Source organism: Corynebacterium sp. HMSC078H07 (genome assembly GCF_001812805.1).
Lineage (GTDB): Bacteria > Actinomycetota > Actinomycetes > Mycobacteriales > Mycobacteriaceae > Corynebacterium.
This window is the reverse complement of sequence record NZ_KV810465.1, coordinates 31,688-45,206: the sequence shown is the minus strand read 5'-3', so window position 1 is coordinate 45,206 and position 13,519 is coordinate 31,688. Positions and strand designations below refer to the sequence as shown.

General features: G+C 61.7%; 12 protein-coding genes. 6 read left to right on the top strand and 6 right to left on the bottom strand.

The genetic code is table 11. The features are described from left to right. Positions 1-30: 30 nt before the first annotated feature. The 4 genes from HMPREF2875_RS04505 to HMPREF2875_RS04490 are packed head-to-tail and all read right to left on the bottom strand — an operon-like array spanning position 31 to position 5,334. A complete protein-coding gene (locus tag HMPREF2875_RS04505) occupies positions 31-1,011 on the bottom strand; it encodes an LLM class flavin-dependent oxidoreductase (RefSeq protein WP_070670706.1) in 981 nt (326 codons plus the stop codon). 3 nt (positions 1,012-1,014) lie between these two features. After that, positions 1,015-2,355: a branched-chain amino acid transport system II carrier protein gene (gene brnQ, locus HMPREF2875_RS04500; protein ID WP_070670704.1), complete on the bottom strand. Its 1,341-nt coding sequence runs from the start codon at positions 2,353-2,355 to the stop codon at positions 1,015-1,017. 38 nt (positions 2,356-2,393) lie between these two features. Beyond that, entirely contained in the window at positions 2,394-3,491 is a 1,098-nt protein-coding gene (locus HMPREF2875_RS04495) for a MalY/PatB family protein (RefSeq protein WP_070670702.1), read from the bottom strand. A 10-nt stretch (positions 3,492-3,501) separates the two neighbouring features. Then, a complete protein-coding gene (locus HMPREF2875_RS04490; RefSeq protein WP_070670701.1) occupies positions 3,502-5,334 on the bottom strand; it encodes an ABC transporter ATP-binding protein in 1,833 nt (610 codons plus the stop codon). Between the two features lie 90 nt (positions 5,335-5,424). Here HMPREF2875_RS04490 and HMPREF2875_RS04485 point away from each other — a divergent pair, with 90 nt between their 5' ends. Then, a complete protein-coding gene (locus HMPREF2875_RS04485; protein WP_070670699.1) occupies positions 5,425-5,961 on the top strand; it encodes a hypothetical protein in 537 nt (178 codons plus the stop codon). Next, positions 5,958-6,482, top strand: a complete 525-nt coding sequence (gene idi / locus HMPREF2875_RS04480) for an isopentenyl-diphosphate Delta-isomerase (protein ID WP_070670697.1) — start codon at positions 5,958-5,960, stop codon at positions 6,480-6,482. The genes HMPREF2875_RS04485 and idi overlap by 4 nt, the downstream gene beginning before the upstream one ends. 526 nt (positions 6,483-7,008) lie before the next feature. Here the strand turns inward: idi and HMPREF2875_RS04475 are convergent. Continuing rightward, a complete protein-coding gene (locus HMPREF2875_RS04475) occupies positions 7,009-8,295 on the bottom strand; it encodes a carboxylesterase family protein (RefSeq protein ID WP_070670695.1) in 1,287 nt (428 codons plus the stop codon). A gap of 23 nt (positions 8,296-8,318) precedes the next feature. Between HMPREF2875_RS04475 and HMPREF2875_RS13680 the strand changes: the two genes are divergently transcribed. Both HMPREF2875_RS13680 and HMPREF2875_RS13675 read left to right on the top strand, forming a co-directional pair. After that, positions 8,319-8,483: a hypothetical protein gene (locus HMPREF2875_RS13680; RefSeq protein ID WP_168165564.1), complete on the top strand. Its 165-nt coding sequence runs from the start codon at positions 8,319-8,321 to the stop codon at positions 8,481-8,483. Next, positions 8,470-8,625: a hypothetical protein gene (locus tag HMPREF2875_RS13675; protein WP_168165563.1), complete on the top strand. Its 156-nt coding sequence runs from the start codon at positions 8,470-8,472 to the stop codon at positions 8,623-8,625. The genes HMPREF2875_RS13680 and HMPREF2875_RS13675 overlap by 14 nt, the downstream gene beginning before the upstream one ends. A gap of 16 nt (positions 8,626-8,641) precedes the next feature. Here the strand turns inward: HMPREF2875_RS13675 and malQ are convergent, their stop codons facing one another. Next, a complete protein-coding gene (gene malQ, locus HMPREF2875_RS04470; protein ID WP_239107442.1) occupies positions 8,642-10,765 on the bottom strand; it encodes a 4-alpha-glucanotransferase in 2,124 nt (707 codons plus the stop codon). A gap of 59 nt (positions 10,766-10,824) precedes the next feature. Between malQ and HMPREF2875_RS04465 the strand changes: the two genes are divergently transcribed. Continuing rightward, entirely contained in the window at positions 10,825-12,666 is a 1,842-nt protein-coding gene (locus tag HMPREF2875_RS04465) for an AMP-dependent synthetase/ligase (protein WP_070670693.1), read from the top strand. Between the two features lie 158 nt (positions 12,667-12,824). Continuing rightward, entirely contained in the window at positions 12,825-13,505 is a 681-nt protein-coding gene (locus tag HMPREF2875_RS04460; RefSeq protein ID WP_070670691.1) for a hypothetical protein, read from the top strand. Positions 13,506-13,519: the final 14 nt, after the last annotated feature.

Below are 13,519 nucleotides of genomic sequence, written 5' to 3'. Positions count from 1 at the left end.
GGTGAAAAGTCTTGTCAAATGGAGAAAACCCTACAATTCCCACGCGTGTGCCAGGGTCTCCATGTTACCCAACACCTTCTCATGATCTGTCGACTGCAGCGAAATCATGAGTTCATCCGCATGTGCTAGCTCTTGGAACTGGGTGAGATACTCGCGCACGTGCTCGCCGGTACCCACGGCGGAGTATTTGAGCATGTCGAGAATCTGCTGGCCTTGTGCGGTGGAGATGATCTGTTCCACTTGGGCGTCGCTCAGCTGCTTGCCCCGGCCCACAAAGGCCTTCACACGGCGGAAACAGACGCGCTCGAATTCCTCCTCGGCGTTCTCACCGGCGGTGACGTTGACGCCGGCGATCACATAGGGCTCGGGGAAGGCTTCGGAAGGCTGGTAGTTCTCGCGGTAGTAGGAGGTGGCGGACTCAAGGTGCTGCGGCGCAAAGTGTGAGGCAAAGGCATAAGGCAGGCCGTACTTGGCTGCCAGAGATGCGCCAAACATAGAAGAACCCAGGATGTAGATAGGCACGTTGGTGCCAGCGCCGGGGATGGCCTGAACGCCTGGGATGAGGGACTTACCGGAGAGATAGCCTTGCAGCTCCTTGATGTCCTCCGGGAAGCGCTCGGCGGCGTGGCCATCGCGGCGCAGTGCCCGGCCGAGGGTCTGCATATCGGTGCCCGGGGCGCGGCCCAGACCTAAGTCAATGCGGTCGGGGTAGAGCTCGGCCAAGGTGCCGAACTGCTCGGCAATGACGTAGGGGGCGTGGTTAGGCAGCATGACGCCGCCGGAGCCTAGGCGGATGCGTTCGGTCTTAGCCCCAATGTGAGCGATGAGTACCGCTGGGGACGAGGAGGTAATGGAGGGCATGTTGTGGTGCTCGGTGTACCACATGCGCTTAAACCCTAAAGCTTCTGCGCGCTGCGCCAGCTCGACCGATCGAGCCATAGATTCGGAGGCTGATTCGCCCTCGTAGATGGTGCAGAAATCGAGGATGGACAAGGCAGCGCGCTGCGTCATGAGTTACTCGCTTCTTTCTTTCGATCCTGTAGATACAACATCGATGATAACCCCAACGACGAAAGCGAGGAGAGTGGGAACAACCCAGCCGAGGCCTACGCCCTGGCCAGGAGAGAAGTCCAAGGGTGCGCCCAGGGAGGTCGCGGCCGACCACAGCACGGAGACCCAGAGCGCCAAGCGGAAGGCCCAGTAGAAGGTGACCCAGCGCTTGACCACCGGCTGCAGCAGCGTCAGTGCGATAAGGGAGATAGCCGGCGGGTACAAGAACACGATGAAGGGAACCGCGACGGCAAGCACCGTGTCCAGACCTTGGAAGGCGAAGGCGATGGACAGGGCGGTAAAGAGGCAAGCCCAGAAGTGGTAGACGGTTTTCGGCACGAGCATGGCGAAGAACTCTGAGGTGGCGGAAATCAGGCCCACGGCGGTGGTCATGCACGCCAGGATGACGATGGCGGAGAAGACGGCCTGGCCGACGTTACCCATGGTGAGATTGGAGGCGTCGGCAAGCAAGGCGGCGCCGGAATCATAGGAGGCACCATTCGGCATGGTTTGGCCAATCCACGCCAGGCCCAGGTAGATAGCGGCGAGCAGGGCGCCCGCGATGACGGCGGAGGTGATGGTTCCGCGCAGTAGCGCGCGGTTGGTGGAGAAACCTTTGGAGCGCAACGAGGTCACGATGACGATGGAAAATGCCAGGCCCGCGATGGCGTCCATGGTGTTGTAGCCCTCGAAGAGGCCCGTGACGAAGGGCGCGGAGGCGTACTCCTCGGTCGGGGTGCCAGGCACGCGGGGATTGGCCAGTGTGGCCAAGGTAATGAGGGCGGCGAGCAGGATGACCAACGCCGGGGTCAGGAACTTGCCCAAGGTGTCGATGATGTCATTGGGGCGCCAGGCCAGGGCCAATGCGATAAGGAAGAAGACGACGTTGAAGGCGCCGTTGGCAAAGGTTCCCTCCCAGCCGAGCAGCGGGGTAATCGCGGTTTCCATGGACACTGCGCCGGTACGCGGCAAGGCGTAGAAGGCGCCGATGGCCAAGTAGGCGATGACGGAGAAGGCCACGCCGAAGAACGTGCCGCCGTGGTTTCCGATATCCCGCACAGATTGGCCGGAGATGGCCACCGCGATGACGGCCAAGACCGGTAGGGCCACACCGGCGGCGAGGAAACCCAAGGTGGCCGGCCAGAAGTTGGTGCCGGAGGAGACACCGACCTCCGGCGGGAAGATGAGGTTGCCCGCTCCGAAGAACATGGAGAAGAGCATGAGGGAGGCAACGATCACGATGCCGATGGGTGAACCCGTCTTCGAGGCAGATGCGGAGGGGGCCTGAACGTCATTTATGGACATTTTCCTAAGGATAATGCCCATGACGTGAGATGTAAATTCTAGCTGAAGGCCTTCTCCAGCCGGTCGAGTGCCTCTTCGAGCAGTTCACGGGAGGTTGCAAAATTGAGACGGGCATGATGCTCGCCGCCGGTACCGAAGGTCACGCCCTCGTTGAGCGCTACCTTGGCGTGCTCGCGAACCCAAGCGGCGGGCTTCGGGTCATCCCCGATAGCGGTCTCGCTAAAGTCCAACCACAGCAGGTAGGTGGCCTGCGGGTGGGAGGTCTTGAGACCTGGTACGCGCTTGGGCAATTCCTCTACCAGCCAGTCACGGGTCTTCTTCAAGTATTCGATTTCCTCATCTAAGAACTCCCCGCCGCGGCGGTAGGCGGCTTCCGCTGCCAGCACGCCGAGCGTGCCGGTGCCGTCCTTAGCCACGCCGGTCAATGAGTTCCAACGCTCGACGTCCGCAGTGTTGGAAAAGAACACCTGCGCGCACTTTAAGCCCGCGGTGTTCCATGCCTTGGACGTGGCGGTGACGGTAATAACGCGGTCGGACAAGGCGCCGAGCGGAATGTGGCGACCTTCGTAGACCAGCGGGGCGTGGATTTCATCGGAGAGGATGCGGGCATCGTATTTGTCCGCCAATTCCACCAGGCCCCGCAGCCAGTCTTCATCAAAGACAATGCCCAGCGGGTTGTAGGGGTGGGACAGCAGGATGGAACCGGCCCCGGCCTGAAAGGCGCGCTCGATGTCCGCGAGCTCAAGGGACGTCTCAATCTTCTCGCGTCCCGCCGTTTCCGGAAGCTCCAGCAGCGGCGGGTAAGAAGGAACCGGCACGATGACCGGGCCCTCGGTGAAGTACTGCACGCCGAGCAATAGGCCGCGGACAACATCCCCGATCCAGAACACGTGCTGCGGCCGCCAGCCATAGCGCGTCTCATAGAAGTCAGCCACGGCGGCATTAAGTTCGGAGGCCTTCGGGGCGGGGGTGTAGCCGAAGGACTCGGCATCCACGGCCTCTTGGATGGCCTCCTTGACCGCGGGGGCGGTGAGGAAGTCTGATTCTGCGATCCAGAGGGGGATGACGTCCTCGTCATAGACCGTCCACTTGCGGGTGCCGCGGGCAGAGAGTTCTTTCAGGCTAGGAAAATGCATGCGCCCCACCTTACTCGTCGGTGGCTTGGACGAATCCGTATTTTTTCAGCCTCTTACGGTCGGCGGCGGAGGCGGATTGGGTCAACCGCAGCAGCTCGGCGTAGATGCCATCCGACTGCGCCAGCTCGGCCGGGGAGCCGATCTCGGAGATGCGGCCGCGATCGAGCGTGACGATGGTATCCACGTCCGCAATGGTGGACAGGCGGTGCGCGATAATCAGCGTCGTGCGGTCCTTCATGAGCTCATCCAAGCCTGCCTGCACGGCGCGTTCGGCCTTGGTATCAAGCGCGGAGGTGGCCTCATCGAGCACGAGAATCGGCGCGTCTTTCAACATGGCGCGAGCCACGGCCACACGCTGCTTCTGACCACCGGAGAGCTTCAAGCCGCGCTCACCAATGACGGTGTCATAGCCATCGGGGAATTCCTCGATGAAGTCGTGGGCGTTGGCGCGCTTGGCCACGGCCACGATTTCCTCCATCGTGGCGCCCGGTTTGCCGTAGGCGATGTTTTCCTTGATGGTTCCGGAGAAGAGGAAAGACTCTTGGAAAACCACACCTACCGACGCGCGCAGGCGTTCTGCCGTGAGCTTGGCCACGTCATGCCCCAGCACCGACAGCTTTCCTGCGGTTGGTTGGTACAGGCCCAGCAACAGGTTGACCAACGTAGACTTGCCGCCACCGGACTCGCCGACAAGCGCTACCTTGTGGCCTTCGTGGGCGCTGAAGGTGATGCCGTCGACCACCGGTTTATCCTCTTCGTAGGCGAAGGAGACATCATCAAAGGCAAAGACGTGGCCCTCGGTGGGAGTGAGGGGCTCGGCAGGGGAAAGGTCGAGCTCGGGGACGTCGGAAGTCGTGGCGGCGCGCACCAGCTGCGGGTTAACCGTGGACTCCGGGGTTTCTTCCATGACCTTGAAGTAATCCTTGGAGCCGGTGATGGCGCGCTGGCTGATATCCACAATCCAGCTCATCATGAACACCGGCTGCTTGGCCATGTTGACCAGCTGCAGGAGCATGACCATGTCACCGATGGAGAAGTGGCCTTCCAACGTGCGCCAGAAAATAAGGCCATAGATACCGAAGAAGATGAGCGCCATGGCTACGCCGCGCGCGGTGTCCATGGAATGCCACCAGCGTGACTGCGGTTTCGTAGTATCCACCACGGTGCGGTAGCGCTCGCCAAAGGAGGCCAGCTCGCGGGCTTCGGCCACGAAGGATTTGGTCACCTTCACCTGGCCGATGACCTCGGCAAAACGGCCGTTGGCCACGTCGATGTTCTCATTTTTGATGGCCTCAAACTTCTGCCAGCGCGTCGACGTCTTCGCAGTGAGCCACATGTAGATGGGAAAGAGCGCGGCCAAGAGAATCGCCAGCGGCCAGTAATACACCGCAGTGATGACCAGGACTGCGGCGGCCTGGATGAGCATGACGAAGAAGTTATTGGAGAAGGACTGCAAGAACTGCGTCACGTTCGCAATCGAGCGGTCAAGGCGCGCGATAATGGTGCCGGTGACCTGGTTGTCGTAATAGCCCTGCGGCACCGACAGCAGCTTGGCAAAGTAGCGCGTGGAGAGAATCTGGCGCAGGCGCGAGACCATGACGTCACCGATATAGCCGCCGATATTCTTCACCACGTTGCCCAGCGCATCAGCCAGGAAGAGAGCGAAGACCCACCACAGGATGGTGCGCAAGGCGCCGCCTTCCACGGCGGTATCGGTAGCCTCGCGGAGAATGAACGGGGTGAGGAGAGACAGAATCGCGGTGACCGATGCGGTTAGAAGGACGCCGAGATAAAACGGCCACAGGGCAGAAGCACTGCGGACGATGCGGAGAATAGAGTTCATCGTCGGCCGATGTTACGCCTTTAATAGGAATATCCAACCCGTGGACTAAGGTAGGGGAGAAACCGTAGACGTGATGGAAAAGGATTCGCGGTGAAGAAGTACCTCCCCCTAGCGTGTGCCCCGCTGTGTCTGGCTGCTCTCTCTGCCTGCAGCATCCTGCAGCCACCAGACGTGGGTCCCCAGGACAACATCGTGGTCTCCAGCTCGGAACCACCAACGTTCGAGGCTAAAGACGTGGAGGTCCGCGAGGTGACCGAAAACCTGGCGGAGCCGGCCAAAGACGAGGGCCTCAATGTCGAATATGAACTGCAGGGCTTGTACTCCGGTGGCGGCGGCACGGTGCTCACCGTGAAGATTCACAACCTTGGCGAGTTGCCGTTGCCTGCCGACGCCCTCCCGGAACCCACCCTCGAGCGCGCCGACGGCAACGGTGGCTGGGCAACGGTGGACCCGGTGCCTTATGACCCCGAGGTACACGTCTCCTTGCCCGCGCCGGGTTTGGATCAACCGTTGGGCGCAGGAGCTTCGACCAACCTTCAGTATGTCTATAACGTTTCCGCCGGAAACCTGTGGAATGCGCGCTTTACCATTGGCAATGTGCGCTTTGTAGGAGACCTCAATCTATGACGGAACTCGTCGTTTTGGCCTCGCCTGATGGCACTCCCGTCGGCACGGCAGACAAAGCTGTGGTGCACACCGCGGATACACCGCTGCACTTCGCCTTCTCTGCATGGGTTGTGCGCGACGACAACATTTTGCTCAGCCGCCGCGCCTTGTCGAAGAAGACGTGGCCCGGTGTGTGGACCAACTCTTTCTGTGGACATCCGGGGCCGGGGGAGGCGACTGTCGACGCCGTCGTGCGCCGCGCCCAGTTCGAGCTGGGCCTGAGCGGCACGCCGCGTTTGGTACTGCCAGACTTTGCTTATCGTGCTGTGGATTCCTCCGGCGTGGTAGAAAATGAAATCTGCCCGGTCTACCTGTTTGAGACCAGCGATGACCCGAAGCCGAACCCAGAGGAGGTGGACTCTCTAGCGTGGGCTCCTGCCCGCGAGGTTCTCGCCGCTGCGGAGGCCACACCTTTTGCCTTTAGCCCATGGATGGTGGAGGAGCTGACCCACGAGCCGCTGCGCGCGGCCCTGTTGGGCTAGCCATTCTGAATGCGGGGCGGTAGGCCTCGAAGCCTGACTTAGGTCTTGGGTGGGTGAGCAACGTGACTCTTGACACTGCTACCTGGTGGTTTCGGCGGTGAGGTGGGATTGTTCCGCACTAAATTGACCTAAGACAGGAGGGCGTTTTGTAAAAGGCATCTGGCAAAGGGCATCTTTGGGTCTAAAAACGCCATCTGCAATGAGTAAATGGCGTTTTCAGCCGTGAAAACGCCTTATGACTGATGCCTTTTGTCAGACGCCTTTTGTCAGACGCCATTTGTAAGATGCTTCCAGCATGTCGATGGAGCGATGCAGACGTTGCGCATTGCGAGGGGAGCGAAGAGGTAATCCGTTTGGGAAGAGACGTGCAGTGCTCTACGGAAACGGTCATTGTGGCCTGACTTAGGTCTTGGGTGGGTGAGCAACGTGACTCTTGACACTGCTACCTGGTGGTTTTCGGCGGTGAGGTGGGATTGTTCCGCACTAAATTGGCCTAAGTCCGGCCTTTTAGCTTAACGCCCCCGGATCAGAGCAGGCTGCCATCCTGGGCGAAGGCCGCGGAAATATAATCCAAGCTGGAGTGCGCCACGCGGTGCGAGCCGTCATCGAGGTTGTATTCCCAGATGGCATGTTCCGGGCGGTATTCCTCGAAGCCGGGCTCGCCGGTGCGCACAAACTCCTGCAGCCAGGAGGCCAGCTCCGTGCGGCCAAAGAGCGGGCGGAGCTCCTCGCAGTGCAGCGCAGGCCCCGAGGAGCGGGTAAATTCCACCATCCATGTCTGCCCCGGAGCCTTCTCTGCTACTTCTGCCGTCCAGCGGCGGATGATGGCATCGCCCACCATGCGCCCGGTGGGGCGATCTTTATCCAAGAACTGCGCCACCTGATACCAGGGCTTGAACCCATTGCGTGGGAAACCGAGGCGCGGGGCGAGATAGCGCAAGGCAATCCCGCGGAAGGGCGAGCGGTCAATCTTTTCGGTGGCCGGGATATTGTAGAACTCGTCACGGGTGCTGCCGAGGACGAGGGGGACGTCGGCAAGCTGTGCGCACTCCAGCGGCGTGGGGCCTAGGGCCATATCGAGGTTGTATTTCGTGCGGAACTTCTTGTAGCCGGCGTTGAGCTCCTCCTCGCTCATCGAAGCCAGCGACGAGCGTGTGATGGGCTTCTTCATCACCTGGCGCAGCGTGGCCTTGCGCTCCTCAAAACTCTCGCGCGGGAAACCAGGGGAGAGCGCAATGACGCGGCGAAACGCGCCACGGTAGTGATCGCGGCGAGCCAGCCACAGCACCGCATTGGCACCAGCGGATTGGCCCAGGAGAGTGACGTTGGTGGGATCCCCACCGAAGGATTCGATATTGCACTGAATCCACTCCAGCCCCAGCTGCAGGTCCTCAATGGCGCGGTAGCGGTTGGGCTCATCGTCGCGAAAGCGCGCCAGGCCCGGAAGACCAACGCGGTAGCCCAGCTGCACATGTACGATGCCGGCCTCTGCCGTGGGGGTTCCCTCCGCACGGCGGTCCTCATGGGAACCGTGCTCGTAGCGCCCGCCATGGACGTAGACCAATACGGGAGCGAGCGAGGAGGCGGTCAGGTTAGCGTCGACAAGCGGCGCGGAAGGCGCGGTAATGGTGAGCGCAACTTTCTCTGGGTGCGGCGTACGCGCATCCTGGTCACGTGGAGATGCAGGTTCGGGATTCTCGAAATCCCCGGGGATATGGGAATACTCGATGGAGTGGAAGTGGGCCACATCCTCCGTGACGTAGCCGGTGATGGTGCCTGCGGGGCAGGTGACGTCGAAAGGTGCGCTGCTCATGCCCAACAGGCTACCCTGAGGGCATGGAATGGCTCGTGCAAGCTCCCGTGTGGGCGCAAATGGCGGTGCTTGCCGTCACCGCAGTGCCGGCCGCAACCGTGATGGGGTGGGGATTGATGTGGGCCATCGACCGCGTGTACACGCTCGTGGAGGGGCGGACTAGGATAAGTGACCATGACTCCCGATGATCACCGTGAAGGCCTCTGGGACCCCGAGCGCCCCGAGCAGCCTCAGCGCAAGCGGGCCCTGCCGAAATCTCGCGTGAGCCTGACCCTGTGGCTCATGATTGCGCTCGTCGTTGTCGTGGCAGTGGTGGGGCTGCTCGTCTAGGCGGGCGTTGATCTGCCTACCGTGGCCGCTTGGATACCTGGGCGAGGCGCTGGTAGAGCTCCTGCTTCGGGAGATCCTCCAGCAGCACCGGCTCACCGGCGGTATTGCACAGCGGGATGCACCAGTTGGGGTACTGGTCTTTCGTCGTGCCCGGCTGGTTCTGTGCGCGCACGTCACCGACCATGTCCACAACGTTGGTTACCGTGAGCGCCGAGGGCGTGCCGGCCACGTACTCGTGGAGAGCGACGAGGACGTCTTCTTCGTTCTCACGATTGTTCAGCATGCCGTAGGCCTGCAGGTTGTCCTTGACCTCGTTCTGCCATTCGCGGTCCTGCTCTTCTTCCTCCGCGACGGACGTGGTCAGCAGACCCAGACGGGCGCGCAGAGCGATGTGGTCACCGCGCAGGAAGGCCAAGGTGGGCGGCAGATCGTGCGTGCCTACCGAGGACATCGCCATGCGCCGATACTGGTCCTGCGGGCGTGGGGTGGGCCCCTCTTCGGCATGTTCGAACCAGATGATCGTGGTGCCCAAGACACCCATGTCCCGCAGGGCGGTCTGAACCCATGGCTCCAAGGTGCCCAGGTCCTCACCCACGAGGACCGCGCCGGCGCGCTCGGCCTCCAGCGCCAAGATGCCAAGCATGGCTTCCCAGTTATAGGTCACGTAGGTGCCGTGGAGCGGGGAGGAGTGGCGCGGAATCCAGTACAGGCGGAACAAGCCCAGAACGTGGTCGACGCGCAGGCCGCCAGCGTTGCCCAACATGGTGCGCAGCAAGTCACGCCACGGCTGGTAGCCGGATTCCGCCAGACGTACCGGGTGCCATGGTGGCTGGGACCAGTCCTGGCCTTGTTGGTTGTAATCATCCGGCGGCGCGCCTACCGAGCACTGCGGGGCGAGGTATTCCGACAGGTTTACGGCATCCGCACCATTCGGGTGAATGCCGACGGCCATATCGGTCACGAGTCCAATGGACATGCCAGCATCCAGTGCTCGGCGCTGGGCAGCATCTAGCTGCTCATCGCAGAGGAACTGCAGCCAGGAGTAGAACTCGGCCAAATCGGTGACATCGAGGTCCAGTGCATGGCGGCGACCGCTGTGGCGCTCCAGCTCGGTTTCCGCGCACCACAGAGCGAAGTTGCGCAGCCCCCGACCTTCGCGGCGCTGGTATTCGCTAAAGGCCATACGGCGCTCCGGGGCCATTTCGTGGCTGAAGAGCTCCCGTAGAACCTGCAGCTTGGCCTCAAAAATGGTATCGCGGTCAATCTCTTCGGCAGAGTGGTTGCGCTCGCGGAACTCGGCAGCCAGCTCGGCTACATCTTCCTGCAGCTCCGAGCTCAGCAGCTGCAGCTCCGGGATATCCTCAATGCGCAAATAAATCGGGTTGATGAAGCGGCGGGTGGTCGGAAGATACGGTGAATCCTCTACCGGCGGGATGGGCTCGCCCGCATGAAGCGGATTAATGAGGAGGAAGTCATAGTCTTCCGCCAACGTCTCCGCGAGCTCGGCCAAGTCGCCGAAATCGCCCATGCCCCAGGACTTCTTCGAGCGCACCGAGTACAGCTGCGCCATGGCACCCGCGGCGGGGCGCTCAAGATAACGGTCGGCCGTGCTCAGGTGGTTGGGCACGACGATGAGCGGACACTCATACTCACCGATGCCCGGCGAGGAGAGCTGCAGAGAGTGAAAGCCCAGCGGCAGATCGCCGGGGACGTGGAAGCTGGCCTCGCCCCACATGGTCCCCGCGACGTCGGCAGCCGGGGCGTCGTTGGGGTCCTGATAGGTCGGGCGGGTCTCGCCGTTTTCCAACTCGATGGTGACCGTGACCGGATCACCATCATGGACGTGAACATCAAAGGATTTTTCTGCACCCTCACGAGCCACCACGCACGGAGGCAGGGGGCGGGAGGCGCGATCCAGGTAATCCTCAAACAAGGCCTGGGTCAGCTCTTCGTCATCAGGTCGATCGGAGATGGAGACGCCGAGTGCGCGCAGCGTATAGGTAATCGTCTCTTCGCTGACGTAGACGGGCTGTCCGTTCTGGGCGGTGTACTCGCAGGCCACTCCGTGGCGCTGGGCGAGCTCTTGAAGCAGATCACGGGTAGTCACAGGTCTCAATTGTGCCACGCCCTCCGTGCGCATGCGATGAAACCGGTTGGTAGAGTGGGCTGGAATTACTTTTTGTGGGAAAGGACACACCTGTGACTTCAAATGAGGCACATACCAAAGCTCAGTTCCAGATTGATGAAGGGGAGACCTGCCTTACGGCCATGATGGCCACGGCAAAGGCCCGCCCACACGGCGTTATGTTTACCCGACCTGCGAACTACGAGTGGGTCAACGTCACCGCGAAGGAATTTGTTGAAGAGGTGTATGCGGTGGCCAAGGGCCTTATGGCCCTCGGCGTCGAGCAGGGCGACCGCGTGGCGCTCATTTCGACGACGCGCTACGAGTGGTCGCTCTTGGATTACGCCATCTGGGCCGCCGGCGCTATTTCGGTGCCGGTGTACCCGTCCTCCTCATTGTCACAGGTGCAGTGGATCATCGAGGACTCCGGCGCAATCCTCGCCATTACGGAAACGCGTGAGCATTCCGAGCTGGTCAAGCATCTAAAGCTGCAGGAGGACGGTACACCACAGCTGCACGGCTCGCCCTCCCAGCTGCGACGCATCCTAGAGATTAACTCTTCTGCTATCGATACGTTGAAGTTCGAAGGCCGCGAGATTTCCGACGCCGCCGTGAACGAACGTATCGAAGCCACCAACACCGACGACGTCGCCTCGCTGGTCTACACCTCAGGTACTACCGGCCGCCCGAAGGGCTGCATGCTCACGCACCGCAACTGGCTGGCGGAAGCCCGCGGCCTGCTCACCAACCCGATTGGCGCCATTGCCGTTCCCGGCGCCCACGTGCTGACCTTCCTGCCGTTGGCGCACGTCTTCAGCCGCGCGGTGTCCCTCGCGGTCACCATTGGTGGCGCTTCCCAGAACCACTGGTCGGACTTCGGCACCATCACCATCGAGTTCGCGCGTTCGCGCCCCAACTTGATTTTGGGTGTGCCTCGCGTGTTTGAAAAGGTGCGCAATGGTGCGTCGGCCAAGGCACACGGCTCGTCCGCTTTCAAGGGCGCCATCTTTGACCGTGCGGAGAAGATCGCCATTGAATACTCCAAGGCGTTGGACACGCCGGAGGGCCCCAGCCGAGTGCTCAAGGCCAAGCACAAGGCCTTTGACAAGCTGGTCTACGCGGCCATCCGCGAGGCCATGGGTGGCGAGGTGAAGTACTGCATCTCTGGCGGCTCGGCCATTTCCCAGGAGCTGTTGCACTGGTACCGCGGTATCGGCGTGACCATCTACGAGGGTTATGGCTTGACGGAGACCGCCGCTGCGGCCGCGGTGGACTTTGTGGACCAGTCCATCGGCACTGTTGGCCCGCCGCTGGGTGGAACGACGCTGCGTATTAATGAGGACGGCGAAATTCTCATCAAGGGCGACATCGTCTTTAAAGGCTATTGGCAGAACCCGGAGGCTACGGAAGGCGCGCTTAACGACGGCTGGTACAACACCGGTGACCTCGGCGAAATCGATGAGGATGGCAAGCTCGTCATCACTGGACGCAAGAAGGACCTCATTGTGACTGCCGGCGGCAAGAATGTGTCGCCCGGCCCGATGGAAGACATCCTGCGCTCCCACCCGCTCATCTCCCAGGCCATGGTGGTGGGCGACGGTAAGCCTTTCGTCGGCGTGCTGCTCACCCTGGATGAGGACGCCCTCAAGCGCTGGAAGGCTGAGCACAACATTTCCGCTGCCAAAGGTATGCGTGAGGTGGCCGCCGATCCGGGGCTACGCGCCGACATCCAGGACGCCATCAACCAGGTCAACGCCACGGTGTCTCATGCTGAGGGCATTAAGAAGTTCGTCATCCTGGAACAGGACCTCACCGAGGAGAGCAACGAGCTCACCCCGACCATGAAGGTTAAGCGCTACGTCGTCGCGCAGCGCTACGCTGCCGACATCGAGCGCCTCTACGCCGGCAAGAAGTAACGTCGGCGAAGGTACGGTCCGGTGGCATGCAGCCGCTGGACGGAGTCTGTGAATTCCTTCGGAGTGTCGCGCAGCCCGACGCGAGGATCTCTAATAGAGTCAGCGGGGTCAGAAAAACTCTAAACCTCAGCTAGAGGTTCTCGCGGAAAGGGCAGCCTATGCACAAGATCGCAGCCGAGCTGCGCCACCGTGAGCTGACCCAAGAAATCTACAACATCGGCGATGAAGTCGTCGATTATATCGAGCACCTCATCGAGGCCATCGAGGATTGGGATGATGAACTCTCCCTCGACTGTTTGGCCGAACTGGGGGACATCGTCGAAGATGCCCGCGTGGATTCCGGGCGCTGCGTCGGGGAGCTCATCGGCCTGCGCCACGCGCTGGTCTCCGGCCTGAAATCCGGAACCATTTCGGCTGCCCCGTCCGGCGACTATGACGTCGAGGAGCCGAAGCAGCTAACCGCCCGCGCGCTCGCCGAAGGCCTACCGATTTCGGGCCCACCCGTCGTCGTCTCGGAACTGGCGGAAACCCTGCGCGGCCGTACCGCTGCGGTCGCTGCTTACCTGCGCGAGCTCGTTGAGTACGTGCTGGCGCAAACCGACGCCGTAGCTCGCAATCTCGACGTGGTCTCCTTGCCGAATCTGTACAAGCGCGCAGGCGAATCCTCCCTTATTGCCGTGCAGGCTTGGCGCCATACCGTCGTCGAAGCTCACCCCGCCTTCGTGCGTACCATGCGCGGCCATAACCCGCCGCCCTTCTTGGAGGAGCGAGCGCGTATCGACGCCGTTGTTGCCCGCGTTCGCGCCAAGCGCCAGAAGAAGGCCGCCACGACCGCGTAGTCGCCGCACCACAG